A 13585-nucleotide genomic window follows, 5' to 3' on the forward strand; every position below is an offset into this window, starting at 1 on the left:
TCGGCGGCAAGACCTTCGACAGCGACATGCCGCCGTTCGAGTTCCTGTCCGACGACGAGATCGCCGCGGTGATCGGCTATGTCCGATCGAGCTGGGGCAATGATGCGCTCAACACGGACGGAATGGCGGTCAGCGCGGCGGATGTCGCCGGTTTGCGGGACGAGGCCATGACGCCGGAAGACGTCCACGCCTATCGTCAGTCGCTCCAGTAGCGGCGGTCAGCCGCCGTCGGTCTCGAGGCGGCGCTGCTCGGCGGCGACGGACTGCTGGTGGCCGCTGCGCGACTGGACCTCGATGAAGACGCGGCCGACGCTCGGAAACTGGTTCCGGATCGCGGTTTCGAGTGCCTGGATCGCTTCCTCGACCTTGCCGGCGGTGAGGTTGTCCTCGAAGTCGACGGAGAGCGCGAGGAGGATATCCTCCGGCCCGCGGTGGAGGGTGCGCAGCTCGTTCATGCCCGAGACGGTCGGCGTCGCCAGCACGATGTTGCGGATCGTCTCGACGATTTCGGGCGCCGCCGCCTCGCCGATCAGCAGGCCCTTGGTCTCGATGGCCAGGAAGATCGCGGCAAGCGCGAGGATGATGCCGATGCCGATCGAGGCGGCGCCGTCGGCCCAGGCGATGCCGTAGGACGAGGCGAGGAAGACGCCGACAAAGGCGACGAGAAGGCCGAGCATCGCCGCCGTGTCCTCGAACAGAACGGTGAAGACGGTCGGGTCCTTCGACTGTCGCACCGCCGCGATCAGGCCCATCTTGCCGCGCGCCTTGTCGAAGCTGCGAAAGGCGATCGTCCAGGCGACCCCCTCGAAGACCATGGCAAGGGCCAGGACCACATAGTTGATGACCGGATCCTCCATCGGGTGGGGATCGAGGATCTTGGCGATGCCCTCGTAGAAGGACACGCCGGCGCCGACCGCGAAGATCAGGATCGCGACGACGAAGGACCAGAAATAGAGTTCGGCGCCGTAGCCGAAGGGATGGCGGGCGTCCGCCGGCCGCGCGGCACGACGGATGCCGTAGAGGAGGAGCCCCTGGTTGCCGGTGTCGACCAGCGAGTGAATGCCCTCCGACATCATCGCCGACGACCCGGTCAGGCCGGCCGCGACGAACTTGGTCACCGCGATGAGGGCGTTGCCGGCAAGGGCGGCGTAGATGACGATCTTCGAGCCATGGGCGGCCATTCGCAAATTCTCCGGGGTGGTCGGACGGGCGACGGTCCCTAGATTCTCCGGGGACAGGCTTTCGGTGCAAGCGGGGAGGGAGTCAATGCGCGCGGTCCTTCTGGCATTCCTGGTCTCGGGGCTCTGCGCGGCGCCCTCCATGGCCGGCGAGGCGGACGTCGTCGACGTCGTGGCGACGCAGGAGGCGGGAGGAACCTGGCGCTTCGACGTGACCGTGCGCCACGACGACGAGGGATGGGACCACTATGCCGACGCCTGGGAAATCCGGGGGGCCGACGGAACCGTCTATGGCACGAGAACCCTGCTCCATCCCCATGAAAACGAACAACCTTTTACCCGCAGCCTCGGCGGCGTGGCGATCCCGGAAGGTGTCGACGCGGTCGAGATCGCCGCCCATGACAGCGTCCATGCCTTTGGCGGCAGGACGATGCGCGTCACGCTGCGGGAGACGGCGGGCGATTAGGCTGACTTCGCTATCTGGGTGGCGAAGGCGAGGACGCCCTCGCTGACGAACTGGATCGCCAATGCGGCGAGGATGACGCCGAGCAGCCGGCTCGCGACAACCCGCCCGATGCTGCCGAGCCAGCGATCGATTCGCTCCGACGTCATCAGGACCGTGTAGATCAGGCCCATCAACACGACGATGATGCCGACCAGGGCAACGAGGTCGATCCAGGTGTCGCGGTGGGTGGTGAGGAGGATGGTCGCCGAGATGGCGCCCGGACCAGCCATCATCGGGATGGCCAGCGGGAAGACGGCGATCTGGGTGAGGCCCGTGTCGCTGTCCGTGTCCTGGGGCGCATCCGCCGGCTTGCCGGAATCGAACACCATCCGGAAGGCGATGGCGAAGAGGAGGAGGCCGCCGGCAACCTCGAAGGCCTGAATCGTGATGCCGAAGAACTTGATGATGTCGTCGCCGAAAAGGGCGAAAGCGATGAGGATCGGCCCGGCGATCAGGACCGAACGGAGGGCGACGAGCCTGCGGGAGGCGTCGGACATGCCGGCGGTGACGACGATGAAAAGCGGGACGATGCTGATCGGATCGGCGGTTACGAACAGCGTGACGAAGGAATGGATGAGTTTCTCAAGCATGGAACCCGATCATGATTCGCGGTCAGGGGCGCTGGCGCGCGGTCAGCGGTAGAAGCTCGGGAAGAGCAGGAGCAGCACGCTGAGGATCTCCAGCCGGCCCATCACCATGGCGATGGACAGGATGATCTTCGCGGCGTCCGGCAGGCTGGAGAAATTGCCGGCCGGGCCGATCACGTCGCCGATGCCGGGGCCGACATTGCTGACGGCGGTCGCGGCGGCGGAGAGGGCGGTCCGCGGGTCGAGGCCGAGGATCGACAGGGCGATCGAAATGGCGACGATCGACGCCAGATAGAGGAAGACGAAGACCGCAACCGAGCCGACCTGTTCGTCCGAGACAAGACGGCCGCCATAACGCAGGGGCACGACCGCGTGGGGGTGGATCGAGCTGCCGACGTGGCGCGCGACGACCCGCGAGGCCATCTGGAAGCGGAAAATCTTCAGGCCGCCGGCGGTCGAGCCGGTGCAGCCGCCGACGAAGGTGAGGGCGAAGAACCAGACCGCGGCGAAGGTTCCCCAGGTCAGATAGTCCTGGGAAGCGAAGCCGGTCGTGGTGACGACCGAGACGATGTTGAAAGCCGATTCGGTCAGCGCATCGCCGACATTGAAGGCGCGGCTCGTCACCAGCCAGGCCGAGAAGAGCACGACCATGGCGGCGATGGTCAGCAGGAAGGCCTCGACCTGCGGATCCATGCGCTCGCGCAGGCTGCCGCGCTGCATGAAGCGCAGATAGGCGAGAAAGGGCATCGCCGCGAGCAGCATGAAGACGACCGCCGCCCACCTCAGCGCCGGGCTCTTGAAGTAGCCGAAGGAGGCGTCGTGGGTCGAGAATCCGCCTGTCGGCAGGGTGGTCAATGCATGATTGAGGGCATCGAAGGCGCTCATGCCGAGAAGGTTATAGACAAGGAAGCAAAGGACGGTGAGGCCGACGTAAATCTCCGCGACCGCCATGGCGATCGACCGGGCACGCGGCATCCGCTTGTCGGAACGGTCCGAGAATTCGAGCCGGAAGAGCTGCATGCCGCCGATCTTGAGGAAAGGCAGGATGACAATGGCGAAGCCGATGATGCCCATGCCGCCGATCCACTGGCTGAAGGAGCGCCAGAGGAGGAGCGAATGGGGAAGCTTGTCGAGGCCGGAGAGCACGGTGGCGCCGGTCGTGGTCAGGCCGGACGCCGCCTCGAAATAGGCGTCGACCGGCGAGAGGTCCAGCGGATCGGCGAGGTAGGGCAGGGCGATGAAACAGGGGACCGCGAACCAGGCGAGCACGGTGAGGAAGGTCGCATCGCGGAAGTGGAGCTCGAAGGTGCGCCCCATGGTCGACAGGATACACGTCCCGCCGATGCCGGCGGTGATTGCCGCATCTTCCGCGAAAAGCGGTGCCAGTCCGTCTCCGGTGGTCAGCGAAAAGAGCGCGACGCCGACCGCGCCGACAGACAGCGCCAGGAGAATCCAGCCAAGTGTAAGTATCGCCGGCCAGCCCTTGAGCAAGTCCGACTCCCGGAAAAGCCGCGACCGAAAATGCCGCGGCGCGGGTGGTATCACAACGCGGCGGCGGCGGCCAACCGGGAGATTCGGGCGAAGGTTCTTTCCGCCGGTGGTGATGTGACGCGCACGCCAGACGATCCGGTCAACCGATGAAGGCAGCCGGCACCGTTTCGCCGGGGACGCGAAGCGGCTAGACTGGAGAAAACCGATCCCTGACAGGAGAGAGCATGTCCAAATACGTCACTGCAATCATCGTTGCCGCGACGATCATCGCCACAGCCGCCCCGGTGCTGGCCAACAACGGCTACACGTCACGCACCCGGCACCAGGCATGGCGGGGGATCAACCAGAATCCCTGGGATTTCGTGAATTGCTTCATCTGGAGCCCGAAGCACAAGAACTATTTCTGGATCTGCGGCAAACCCTATCCCGCCGGATTCGCGCATCCCTAGCCTTTCGGCGCGGGATTTGCCGGGCCGGCGCCTATGCGGCGGCGGCCCGCGGCGGTTCCATTGTCGACAATTCGATATCGACGCTGAGTGTCGAGGTGCTGCCGTCGCGATCGGCGCGCACGTTGACCTTGCCGGGATCGACCGGGACATGCTTGCGGATGACGGCGAGGATTTCCTCGCGCAACACCGCGACCAGATCCGGTCTTCCGGTCATCGCCCGCTCGTGGGCCAGAAGGACCTTCAGCCGATCCCTGGCCACCGGCGCCGAGCGCCGGAGTCTGAAGAAACGCAAAATCATCAGGCTGCCCTCCGGAACAGGCCTCCGAACAAACTCCTCCTGACGGTCGGAACCGCCAGATCGACGCTCTCGCCCTTGATCCGCCTGGCCGCATCGGCATAGGCGCGGGCGGAATCGCTCGACGGGTCGGCAAGCACCACCGGCATGCCGATGTTGGACGCCTTCAGCACCGACTGGCTCTCCGGCACGATGCCGATCAGCGGCAATGACAGGATTTCCAGCACGTCGTCGATCGCGAGCATGTCGCCGCGGGCGGCGCGGGTCGGGTCGAAGCGGGTGATCAGGACGTGCTTTTCCATCGCCTCGCCCTGTTCGGTGCGTCTTGTCCGGGCGTCGAGGAGGCCGATGATGCGGTCCGAATCGCGGACCGAGGAAACCTCCGGATTGGTCACCACAATCGCCATGTCGGCGTGCCGCATCGCCAGGATGGCGCCGCGCTCGATGCCGGCCGGGCTGTCGCAGATGACCCAGTCGAAGGTCTCGCGCAGCGAACCGACGACGTCCTCGACGCCTTCCTCGGTCAGCGCGTCCTTGTCGCGGGTCTGGGAGGCGGCGAGCAGGTGCAGCGTCTCGATCCGCTTGTCGCGGATCAGGGCCTGGGAAAGCTTGGCCTGGCCCTGGATGACGTTGACGAAGTCATAGACGACGCGTCGCTCGGCGCCGAGCACCAGGTCGAGATTGCGCAGCCCGACGTCGAAATCGACCAGCGCCACCGAATCGCCCGTCTGGGCGAGAGCGGCGCCGATGGCCGCCGAAGACGTCGTCTTGCCAACGCCGCCTTTACCGGAAGTGACTACGATTACCGTCCCCATCTTTGCCCCTTCTCCTTGCTAGTCGAGAATATCGGTCACGATCGCGTCATTCTTCAGCCGGATCTGGACCGGCTTGCCGATCAGGTCAGGCGGTGTCTGCTCCGCGGTCATGTAGCTGCCGTCGATCGAGACCAGCTCGGCCTGGAATTTCCGGCAGAAGATCAGCGCGCCGGGATTGCCGGTGGCGCCGGCGAGGGCGCGGCCTCTCAGCGTGCCATAGACATGGACCGAGCCGCCGGCGATCACCTCGGCGCCGGACGAAACCGAGCCAAGGACGATCACGTCGCCTTCGGGATGGAAGATCGTCTGGCCGGAGCGCACCGGCCGGTCGATGATCGACGAGCCTCTCGACGATGCCGCGGCGCGCGGCTGAGCCGGCGCCCTGGCGCCTGGGAAGTCGACGACCTTGCCGGATTCCTTGCCGCTGCCGAGGGGAGCAAGCGACGGGTCAAGCCAGGCCGGATCGACGCCTTCGACCGCGATGACCCGGATGTTGCGGATCTTCAGCGCGTCGATGATCGCGTTGGTCTCGTTCCGATCGGGGGCGAGCCTTGCCAGATTGAGCACGACCGGACGGTTGGCGAAGAAGGCGAGGGACTGGCGCGCCACCGCGTCGAGGTCGTCCAGCCATCCGGCGACCGGTGGCATGGGTTCCAGCACGAAAGCGAGGAAGGAGCGGCCGGCGAGGCGAATTCCGGAACTGGCGGCGAGAGCGAGTGACACGGTGCTGTTAACCGGAGTTAATGAACGGTTACATGTTGTCGCCGCGCTATGGTTAACGAGTGGTTAAGGGAAGCGGCCGTGATCGCGCTTTTCTCCGGTTTCCGGAGCGCCATGCCGGTTGTGAGCGACGGGCGGCGACATCCTGCCCAGGCGGGACGGTTAACGATCCCGGCGCGGAGTGGTAGGGGTTGGGGCGCGCGCGGACCGACGACGGGGAACAGCGATGGAACCGATCGATCTCTGGTTTTCGATTGGCAGCACCTACAGCTTCCTGACCATCATGCGGCTGAGAGAAATCGAGGCGGCGCACGGCGTCTCCTTCAACTGGCGGCCGTTCAGCGTCCGCGCCATCATGAGGGAGATGGACAACATCCCGTTCGCCGACAAGCCGGTCAAAGCCCGGTACATGTGGCGGGATATCGAACGCCGCGCCGCCAGATACGGGCTCAGGGCCCGGCTGCCGGCGCCTTATCCGCTCGAAGAATTCGACCTGGCGAATCGCGTCGCGATCGTCGGCCGGGACGAAGGGTGGTGTCGGGATTACGTCGTGGCGACCTATCGCCGGTGGTTCGAGGAGGGCCAGCCGGCGGGAAGCGAACCGAATCTCAGCGGGAGCCTGACCGAGATCGGCCAAGACCCCGAGGCAGTGATCGAGCGGGCACGGTCGGACGAGACCGAGGCGGCCTATCTCGCGGCCACCGACGAGGCGCGTTCGCTCGGCATCTTCGGCTCGCCCAGCTTTGTCGTCGCCGGCGAACTGTTCTGGGGCGACGACAGGCTGGACGACGCGATCACCTGGCGAAAGGCTGTATCCGACGCGGCCGGATCCTAGAGAGGCGGAGCGGACCGGATCAGGGGATCGCCTTCGGCGGCGGGGGCGGCGGCTCGCCCCGGACCTCGACGAGATGGAAGACGAGGCGTTCGCCGTCGATGACGATGGTGATCTGCTCTTCGCCGGAGGAGACGATCTCGGCCGGCCGGGTAGCGGTCGCCTCGATCACCCGCATGCCGGAGGAAAGGGAAAAGGCGGCCTCGTCGGTCTTGGCGGGGCGGCGATCGCCCCAGGTGATGGTGAAGGGCTGGCCGTTCAGCATGATCGCCATGTCGACGTCCACCGCGCCGAGAAGGTGATCCCGGAGCTGGCGGACGGCACGGCGGAAGGAGGTTTCGTCGCCGCGCGCGTCGGGAAGGACAAGATCGGTCGTCATTGCCTTGTTATGGGCCCCCAGGGACGACAATCAAAGCAGCGGGACGGCGGCGGCGGCGAGCACGGCGACGACAAGTATGCCGAGGAGGACCAGAAACAGGGTCTTCCGCTCGAAGTGGCGGGTTTCGAAGGTGATCGCGACGTCTTCCCGCGGCGTCACATAGATTGCGTAGTCGACGTCGGCGAAGCCCTTGGCGAAGCTCTGCCGGGCCGACAGGGGGCTGGTTTCCGGCGCCTTGCGCGCGAACCAGCGGCGGCGGACGACCTCCACGGTACCGTCAGGCGGCCCGCCGCCGGAGGGCCGTTCCGCCGTGAATACCACTCTTTGCGGGATGCTGTCGGAGACGATGTGGAGGATCCTGGTCCGTTCCCCGGACGGGGCGATCAACCGTTTCACCGCGCTCCTTTCCCCGCCGACTTCGGGCCGCTCTGGATTTGACCGTTCAGGCATTTGAAAAATAACAGGAATTCGCTTCCATTCACAGCCGGCTTGGGCCTTGTAACTTTGCCGGCGAATGCCTAGGTTCCGGGAGCAGTTTGTGACTGATTCCCGAGCACCCAATTGGCTGACGAAACACCGCCTCCGACGCCGGAAGAACCCGGCGAGGGGATGACCCCCGGCATCGAATTCGTCTCGATCACCGACGAGATGCGGCGAAGCTATCTCGATTACGCGATGAGCGTGATCGTCAGTCGCGCGCTGCCCGACGCCCGCGACGGGCTGAAGCCGGTCCATCGCCGCATCCTCTATTCGATGCACGAGAACGGCCGGGACTGGAACAAGCCCTACCGCAAGTCGGCCCTGGTCGTCGGCGACGTGATGGGCAAATACCATCCGCATGGCGACCAGGCGATCTACGACGCCCTGGTCAGGCTGGTGCAGCCCTTCTCGATGCGCCTGCCGCTGATCGACGGGCAGGGCAATTTCGGCTCCGTCGACGGCGATCCGCCGGCGGCGATGCGCTACACCGAGTGCCGCCTCGAAAAGGTGGCCCATTCGCTGCTCGAGGACATCGACAAGGACACGGTCGACTTTCGCGAGAATTACGACGGGTCGGAAACCGAGCCGGTGGTGCTGCCGGCGCGTTTCCCGAACCTGCTGGTCAATGGCGCCGGCGGTATCGCCGTCGGCATGGCGACCAATATCCCGCCGCATAATCTCGGCGAGATCATCGATGCGACGATCGCGATGATCGACGATCCCGGCATCGACCTTCCGCGGCTGATGGAGATCGTTCCCGGTCCCGATTTCCCGACCGGCGGCATCATCCTCGGACGCGCCGGCATCCGCTCGGCCTATGAGACGGCGCGCGGCTCGGTGCTGATGCGCGGACGCGCCAGCGTCGAGACGATCCGCAAGGAGCGGGAGGCGATCGTCATCACGGAAATTCCGTACCAGGTGAACAAGGCGTCGATGATCGAGAAGATCGCCGAGCTGGTCCGCGACAAGCGGATCGAGGGGATCTCCGATATCCGCGACGAATCCGACCGCGACGGCATGCGGGTGGTGATCGAGCTGAAGCGCGAGGCGGTCGCCGACGTGGTGCTGAACCAGGTCTATCGCTTCTCGCCGCTGCAGACCTCCTTCGGCTGCAACATGGTGGCGCTGAACGGCGGCCGCCCGGAGCAGATGACGCTGAAGGACATGCTCCAGGCCTTCGTCGCGTTCCGTGAGGACGTGGTCGGCCGGCGGACGCGGTTCCTGCTCGCCAAGGCGCGGGACAGGGCCCATGTGCTGGTCGGCCTCGCCATCGCCGTCGCCCATATCGACGAGGTGATCCGCGTCATCCGCTCGTCCAAGGACGCGGCGACCGCGCGCGAGGAACTGATGAGCCGGAACTGGCCCGCCGAGGACGTGGCGCCGCTGATCGCTTTGATCGACGATCCCCGCCACCGTATCGAAGAAGACGGGACCTACCGGCTCTCCGACGCGCAGGCGCGGGCGATCCTCGAGTTGCGGCTTGCCCGGCTGACCGCGCTGGGGCGCGAGGAGATCAGCGACGAACTCGAGAAGATCGCGGCGGAGATCACCGACTATCTTGACATCCTGCGCTCCCGGGCGCGCATCCAGACGATTGTCAAAGACGAGCTGATCGCGATCCGCGAGGAATTCGCGACGCCGCGGCGGACGGAGATCGTCGACGGCGGCGCCGAGCTCGATGACGAGGACCTGATCCAGCGCGAGGACATGGTCGTTACCGTCACCCATTCCGGCTGGATCAAGCGGGTGGCGCTCGATACCTATCGGGCGCAGCGCCGCGGCGGCAAGGGCCGCACCGGCATGGCGATGAAGGACGAGGACTTCGTCAACCGGGTCTTCGTCGCCAACACCCATACGCCGGTGCTGTTCTTCTCGTCGCGGGGCATCGTCTACAAGGAGAAGGTCTGGCGATTGCCGCTGGCCTCGCCGACGTCGCGCGGCAAGGCGCTGGTCAACCTGCTGCCGCTCCAGAAGGACGAGTGGATCACCTCGATCCTGCCGTTGCCGGAGGACGAGGACAGCTGGGACGCACTCGACGTGATGTTCGCGACGACGAGCGGCCGGGTCCGTCGCAACAAGCTGTCCGACTTCGTCCAGGTGAACCGCAACGGCAAGATCGCGATGAAGCTCGACGACGGCGACGGGATCGTCGGCGTCCAGCCCGCGACCGAGGCGCAGGACGTGCTGCTGACAACCGCGCTCGGCCAGTGCATCCGCTTCCCGATCGGCGAGGTGCGGGTCTTCAAGGGGCGCGATTCGACCGGCGTCCGCGGGATTGCGCTTGGCGGCGGCGACCGGGTGATCTCCATGGCCATCCTCCACCACTTCGACGCCGATTCGGCCGAACGGTCGGCCTATCTCAAGCTGAGTCGCGCGGTACGGGGCGAGGGGGAGGTCGAGGCGGCCGAGCCGGAGGCCGACGAGGAGGCGGAGGCGGCCGACGGCGAGCTCAGCCAGGAGCGCTATGCGGAGATGGGCGCCGTCGAGCAGTTCATCCTGACGGTCTCGCAAAACGGCTACGGCAAGCGGACATCCTCCTTCGAATACCGGACCACGGGCCGCGGCGGCAAGGGCATCGTCGCCATGGTCGTCAATGACCGCAACGGGCCGCTGGTCGGGTCCTTCCCGGTCGAGGCCAACGACCAGATCATGCTGGTCTCCGATGGCGGGCAGATCATCCGGATGCCGATCCACGACATCCGCATCGTCGGCCGCGGCACACAAGGGGTGATCGTCTTCGATACCGCCGAGGACGAGAAGGTGGTGTCGGTCGAGCATCTGCCCGAGGAAGACGAGGAAGAGGGCGAAGACCCGGCCGGAGACGAGGCCGCGTCGTGACAACCCGGGTTCGAGATCGGGCCGGGCGGAAAAGAAATGAGCCGCCGGGTGGGGCTGCCGGCGGCTCAGGCTGGGGTCTTGGGAGTCAGGTCTTCAAAAGTCTTTCGGTCAGTTCGAGGCCGTCAGGGTGACGGGAACGCGCTGAAGCACCGAAACCTGGTCGCCGCGCGACTCGATCGTGATGTAGCGCGTCTCGGCCGGGGCTTCGGCGGCGACCTCGAGGCGATCCGACTTCGCGGCCGCGACAGGGGCGCCCGAGTCGAGGATCGCAGCGCCGGCGAAGGCGACGGCCACCGTCGCGGCCAGGCTCGTCGCTGCGATCGCGGTGTGGACCAGAATGTTCATTTGCTTCTCTCCTGACGGAAGCTGACCTCTATTCGTCGGATACTGCTCTTTCCCGACTGAACCGCGGCCATTCGCTCCGTTCATCTGGCGTTCAGGGTGCCGTGGTCGCCGACCGGCTACTGAAAGGCGGTCTGGAAGCGCTCGGCAAGGGCGATATCGGCCGATGTCAGCACGGTGGTGCCGGTCACGGTGCCATCCGGGGAAATTTTCCGGACGTCGCTCTGCTGCCCCTCGAGGCATTCGGCCGGGATCATCGGCCAGGTCGCATTCGCGCAGACCTGCGCGAGATCGGTTTCCTTGGTCTGGCCGCTCAGGGTCGCACCGGTGATGCCGAGCGCAACGGTTGCCGAGAAAGTCACTGCAACGATCGTCTGACGGATCCTGGTGTTCATTTTCCCCTCCTTACCTGCCGGCCCCAATCTCGGGCCGCGTCGAACCAACTGCATGAGGGGAAGATAGGTCCGCGCCTTTCCATCCACAGTGACGTTGATCACAAAAAGCATGTGACCGGGATCACATGGTTAACCTATTGAATTATAAAATAAAAAGACGTGGCTTCGCGGCGGCTTGGCAGCGCCCGGGGCAAAAGCGACGGGAGGGGAACGCCTTGCCGGCATCCATGCTTCCCGCTAGAAGCCGAGCCACGCCCGAAGGGGCGAAGGCCGAAACCGACGGGACCATGACCCGAACCGCACTCTATCCAGGCACCTTCGATCCGATCACCAATGGCCACCTCGATATCCTCGCGGCGGCGCTGACGATCTGCGACCGGGTGGTGGTCGCGATCGGCGTGCATCCCACCAAGCAGACGATGTTCACGCCCGGCGAGCGCAAGGCGATGATCGCCGACGCGGTCGCCGCGCTGCCCAACGGCGAGGGGAAGCGGGTTGCCGTATCGTCCTTCGACGGCCTGACCGTGACCGCCGCGCAGGAAGCGGGCGCCACCCTGCTGGTCCGGGGGCTCCGCAACGCCGCCGATTTCGACTACGAGATGCAGATGGCTTCGACCAACGCGGTGCTGGCGCCGGAGATCAAGACGGTCTTCCTGCCGGCGTCGCCCAGCACCCGTCACATCACCGCCACGCTTGTCCGGCAGATCGCCCGCATGGGCGGCGACGTTTCGCCCTTCGTTCCGCCGGCGATCGTCGCAAGACTGCAGGCCAAGGCCGATCGCCCCGCTTCCTCGGACTGATTCGACACGGTGACCATCATGCAGCTGGCAAGAACCTGTCTGTCGTTTGCCGCCCTGGCGGCTGTCTGCGCTCCGGCCCATGCCACCGAGACCGTGAGCTGCGTCGGCACCGGCGATCCCGGGGTGACCGTCGAGATGAATCTCGGATCCGGCCTTCCGGCGGACCGGCCGAACTGGGTCCGGGTGACGACGCCGGACGGCGCATGGAGCACGCTTTCGGTGGACGAGGCGACGCCGGTCGCGCTCTATCAGTCGTTCGACGACGGGCGATCCTTTTCGATCGACCTCGCCGACGAGACCGTCGAATCCCTTGCAATCCTCATCCGCCTGTTGCGCGGAGAAGAGGGCGACCATACCGTCCGCATCGGCTATCTGCGCGTTGTCGGGCAGTCCATCCATCCCATCGTTTGCGATTTTGGTGAGTCAGAATGATCAAGCACGTCACGGCCGCGCTGGCGGCACTCTTCCTGCTGCTGCCGGCGATCGCGCATGCCCAGGAACTCGATCCCGACAACACCCTGGTGATGACGCTCGAGAGCGGCGACGTGATTATCCGCCTGCGGCCGGATCTGGCGCCGAACCACGTGGCTCAGGTGAAGACCCTGACCCGCCGCGGCTTCTATGACGGCACGCCCTTCCACCGGGTGATCGAGGGCTTCATGGCGCAGGGCGGCGACCCGACCGGCACCGGTACCGGCGGCTCGGATCTTCCCGATCTCAAGGCCGAGTTCACCAACACGAATTTCGGGCGCGGGACGATCGGCGCTGCCCGTACCCCCGATCCGAACTCGGCCAACTCGCAATTCTTCATCTGCTTCCAGGACTGCTCCTTCCTGAACGGCGAGTATACGGTCTGGGGCGAGGTGGTCGAAGGCATGGAGCTTGTCGACCAACTGAAGCGCGGCGAGCCGGTGGTCAACCCGGATCACATCGTCACCATGCGGGTGATGGGCGACACGAACTGAACGGAACACAGGAAAGGACGAGGAGGGCCCGATGGCTGAAGGACAAGACCCCGAGAACACGCTGGTCATGGAAACCACCCATGGCACGACCGTGATCGAGCTGAGGCCCGATCTCGCGCCCGGCCATGTCGCGCGGATCAAGGAACTGGCGCGCCAGGGCTTCTATGACGGCATCGTCTTCCACCGGGTGATCGACGGCTTCATGGCGCAGACCGGCGACCCGACCGGTACCGGCATGGGCGGCTCGGGCCAGCACCTTGCGGCCGAGTTCAACGCCGAGCCGCATGTCCGTGGCACCTGCTCGATGGCGCGCGCCAGCGATCCGAATTCCGCCGACAGCCAGTTCTTCATCTGCTTCGCCGATGCCAGCTTCCTGAACGGCCAGTACACCGTCTGGGGAAAGGTCACCGAGGGGATGGAGAATATCGACAAGATCAAGCGCGGCGAGCCGGTGGCGAACCCCGACAAGATCATCTCGATGAAGGTCGCCGCCGACGCCGCCTGAGGCGCGGCT

19 protein-coding genes are annotated in these 13585 nt (G+C 65.8%); 9 read left to right on the plus strand and 10 right to left on the minus strand.

The window, feature by feature from the left end; genetic code table 11:
* Positions 1-212, plus strand: a 212-nt coding sequence (locus KDJ86_RS06485; protein ID WP_367116763.1) for a c-type cytochrome, incomplete at its 5' end; no start/stop codon positions are given.
* Positions 213-218: 6 nt separating this feature from the next.
* Here the strand turns inward: KDJ86_RS06485 and KDJ86_RS06490 are convergent.
* A complete protein-coding gene (locus tag KDJ86_RS06490) occupies positions 219-1181 on the minus strand; it encodes a cation diffusion facilitator family transporter (protein WP_291744131.1) in 963 nt (320 codons plus the stop codon).
* Between the two features lie 85 nt (positions 1182-1266).
* Between KDJ86_RS06490 and KDJ86_RS06495 the strand changes: the two genes are divergently transcribed.
* Positions 1267-1644, plus strand: coding sequence for a hypothetical protein (locus tag KDJ86_RS06495; protein WP_291744132.1), 378 nt, complete (start codon positions 1267-1269; stop codon positions 1642-1644).
* On the opposite strand, the gene KDJ86_RS06500 is transcribed toward KDJ86_RS06495, so the two are convergent.
* Both KDJ86_RS06500 and KDJ86_RS06505 read right to left on the minus strand, forming a co-directional pair.
* Positions 1641-2273 (minus strand): MarC family protein, encoded by a 633-nt coding sequence (locus tag KDJ86_RS06500; RefSeq protein ID WP_291744134.1) that lies wholly within the window; start codon positions 2271-2273, stop codon positions 1641-1643. The genes KDJ86_RS06495 and KDJ86_RS06500 overlap by 4 nt on opposite strands.
* 42 nt (positions 2274-2315) lie before the next feature.
* Positions 2316-3761, minus strand: coding sequence for a TrkH family potassium uptake protein (locus tag KDJ86_RS06505; protein ID WP_291744136.1), 1446 nt, complete (start codon positions 3759-3761; stop codon positions 2316-2318).
* A 224-nt stretch (positions 3762-3985) separates the two neighbouring features.
* Here KDJ86_RS06505 and KDJ86_RS06510 point away from each other — a divergent pair, with 224 nt between their 5' ends.
* Positions 3986-4210, plus strand: a complete 225-nt coding sequence (locus KDJ86_RS06510) for a hypothetical protein (protein ID WP_291744137.1) — start codon at positions 3986-3988, stop codon at positions 4208-4210.
* A 31-nt stretch (positions 4211-4241) separates the two neighbouring features.
* On the opposite strand, the gene minE is transcribed toward KDJ86_RS06510, so the two are convergent.
* The 3 genes from minE to minC are packed head-to-tail and all read right to left on the minus strand — an operon-like array spanning position 4242 to position 6043.
* Complete coding sequence (gene minE, locus KDJ86_RS06515; protein WP_291744241.1) at positions 4242-4511, minus strand: cell division topological specificity factor MinE; 270 nt, start codon at positions 4509-4511, stop codon at positions 4242-4244.
* A complete protein-coding gene (minD, locus tag KDJ86_RS06520; protein WP_291744139.1) occupies positions 4508-5320 on the minus strand; it encodes a septum site-determining protein MinD in 813 nt (270 codons plus the stop codon). Before minD ends, minE begins: the two co-directional genes overlap by 4 nt.
* 18 nt (positions 5321-5338) lie before the next feature.
* Positions 5339-6043: a septum site-determining protein MinC gene (gene minC / locus KDJ86_RS06525; protein ID WP_291744141.1), complete on the minus strand. Its 705-nt coding sequence runs from the start codon at positions 6041-6043 to the stop codon at positions 5339-5341.
* A 223-nt stretch (positions 6044-6266) separates the two neighbouring features.
* Between minC and KDJ86_RS06530 the strand changes: the two genes are divergently transcribed.
* Entirely contained in the window at positions 6267-6875 is a 609-nt protein-coding gene (locus KDJ86_RS06530; protein ID WP_291744143.1) for a 2-hydroxychromene-2-carboxylate isomerase, read from the plus strand.
* 19 nt (positions 6876-6894) lie between these two features.
* On the opposite strand, the gene KDJ86_RS06535 is transcribed toward KDJ86_RS06530, so the two are convergent.
* Both KDJ86_RS06535 and KDJ86_RS06540 read right to left on the minus strand, forming a co-directional pair.
* A complete protein-coding gene (locus KDJ86_RS06535; RefSeq protein ID WP_291744144.1) occupies positions 6895-7251 on the minus strand; it encodes a hypothetical protein in 357 nt (118 codons plus the stop codon).
* Between the two features lie 30 nt (positions 7252-7281).
* Entirely contained in the window at positions 7282-7647 is a 366-nt protein-coding gene (locus tag KDJ86_RS06540; RefSeq protein WP_291744146.1) for a hypothetical protein, read from the minus strand.
* A 213-nt stretch (positions 7648-7860) separates the two neighbouring features.
* Between KDJ86_RS06540 and gyrA the strand changes: the two genes are divergently transcribed.
* Entirely contained in the window at positions 7861-10569 is a 2709-nt protein-coding gene (gene gyrA / locus KDJ86_RS06545) for a DNA gyrase subunit A (protein ID WP_291744244.1), read from the plus strand.
* A 108-nt stretch (positions 10570-10677) separates the two neighbouring features.
* Here the strand turns inward: gyrA and KDJ86_RS06550 are convergent, their stop codons facing one another.
* Together KDJ86_RS06550 and KDJ86_RS06555 are read right to left on the minus strand one after the other, a co-directional pair.
* Positions 10678-10914 (minus strand): hypothetical protein, encoded by a 237-nt coding sequence (locus KDJ86_RS06550; protein WP_291744148.1) that lies wholly within the window; start codon positions 10912-10914, stop codon positions 10678-10680.
* A 116-nt stretch (positions 10915-11030) separates the two neighbouring features.
* Complete coding sequence (locus tag KDJ86_RS06555) at positions 11031-11417, minus strand: hypothetical protein (protein WP_291744150.1); 387 nt, start codon at positions 11415-11417, stop codon at positions 11031-11033.
* Positions 11418-11593: 176 nt separating this feature from the next.
* Between KDJ86_RS06555 and coaD the strand changes: the two genes are divergently transcribed.
* Genes coaD through KDJ86_RS06575 form a run of 4 tightly spaced genes read left to right on the plus strand, consistent with a single transcriptional unit; the run spans position 11594 to position 13576 of the window.
* A complete protein-coding gene (gene coaD, locus KDJ86_RS06560) occupies positions 11594-12106 on the plus strand; it encodes a pantetheine-phosphate adenylyltransferase (protein ID WP_291744152.1) in 513 nt (170 codons plus the stop codon).
* 18 nt (positions 12107-12124) lie between these two features.
* A complete protein-coding gene (locus tag KDJ86_RS06565; RefSeq protein ID WP_291744154.1) occupies positions 12125-12538 on the plus strand; it encodes a hypothetical protein in 414 nt (137 codons plus the stop codon).
* Complete coding sequence (locus KDJ86_RS06570; RefSeq protein WP_291744156.1) at positions 12535-13071, plus strand: peptidylprolyl isomerase; 537 nt, start codon at positions 12535-12537, stop codon at positions 13069-13071. Before KDJ86_RS06565 ends, KDJ86_RS06570 begins: the two co-directional genes overlap by 4 nt.
* Positions 13072-13102: 31 nt before the next feature.
* Positions 13103-13576 carry a peptidylprolyl isomerase gene (locus KDJ86_RS06575; RefSeq protein WP_291744158.1) on the plus strand — a complete coding sequence of 158 codons (474 nt, stop codon included), beginning with the start codon at positions 13103-13105 and terminating at the stop codon, positions 13574-13576.
* Positions 13577-13585 lie beyond the last annotated feature (9 nt).

This window comes from Bauldia sp., from assembly GCF_020442045.1.
GTDB lineage: Bacteria > Pseudomonadota > Alphaproteobacteria > Rhizobiales > Kaistiaceae > Bauldia.

Excerpts from the sequence above, each read along its gene's own strand:
- KDJ86_RS06500 (WP_291744134.1), bottom strand. The coding sequence starts at position 2,273 with ATGCTTGAGAAACTCATCCATTCCTTCGTCACGCTGTTCGTAACCGCC.
- KDJ86_RS06530 (WP_291744143.1), top strand. The coding sequence starts at position 6,267 with ATGGAACCGATCGATCTCTGGTTTTCGATTGGCAGCACCTACAGCTTC.
- KDJ86_RS06555 (WP_291744150.1), bottom strand. The coding sequence starts at position 11,417 with ATGCTTTTTGTGATCAACGTCACTGTGGATGGAAAGGCGCGGACCTAT.
- coaD (WP_291744152.1), top strand. The coding sequence starts at position 11,594 with ATGACCCGAACCGCACTCTATCCAGGCACCTTCGATCCGATCACCAAT.
- KDJ86_RS06490 (WP_291744131.1), bottom strand. The coding sequence starts at position 1,181 with ATGGCCGCCCATGGCTCGAAGATCGTCATCTACGCCGCCCTTGCCGGC.
- KDJ86_RS06575 (WP_291744158.1), top strand. The coding sequence starts at position 13,103 with ATGGCTGAAGGACAAGACCCCGAGAACACGCTGGTCATGGAAACCACC.
- KDJ86_RS06570 (WP_291744156.1), top strand. The coding sequence starts at position 12,535 with ATGATCAAGCACGTCACGGCCGCGCTGGCGGCACTCTTCCTGCTGCTG.
- KDJ86_RS06565 (WP_291744154.1), top strand. The coding sequence starts at position 12,125 with ATGCAGCTGGCAAGAACCTGTCTGTCGTTTGCCGCCCTGGCGGCTGTC.
- KDJ86_RS06495 (WP_291744132.1), top strand. The coding sequence starts at position 1,267 with ATGCGCGCGGTCCTTCTGGCATTCCTGGTCTCGGGGCTCTGCGCGGCG.
- gyrA (WP_291744244.1), top strand. The coding sequence starts at position 7,861 with ATGACCCCCGGCATCGAATTCGTCTCGATCACCGACGAGATGCGGCGA.
- KDJ86_RS06510 (WP_291744137.1), top strand. The coding sequence starts at position 3,986 with ATGTCCAAATACGTCACTGCAATCATCGTTGCCGCGACGATCATCGCC.
- KDJ86_RS06550 (WP_291744148.1), bottom strand. The coding sequence starts at position 10,914 with ATGAACATTCTGGTCCACACCGCGATCGCAGCGACGAGCCTGGCCGCG.
- minD (WP_291744139.1), bottom strand. The coding sequence starts at position 5,320 with ATGGGGACGGTAATCGTAGTCACTTCCGGTAAAGGCGGCGTTGGCAAG.
- KDJ86_RS06535 (WP_291744144.1), bottom strand. The coding sequence starts at position 7,251 with ATGACGACCGATCTTGTCCTTCCCGACGCGCGCGGCGACGAAACCTCC.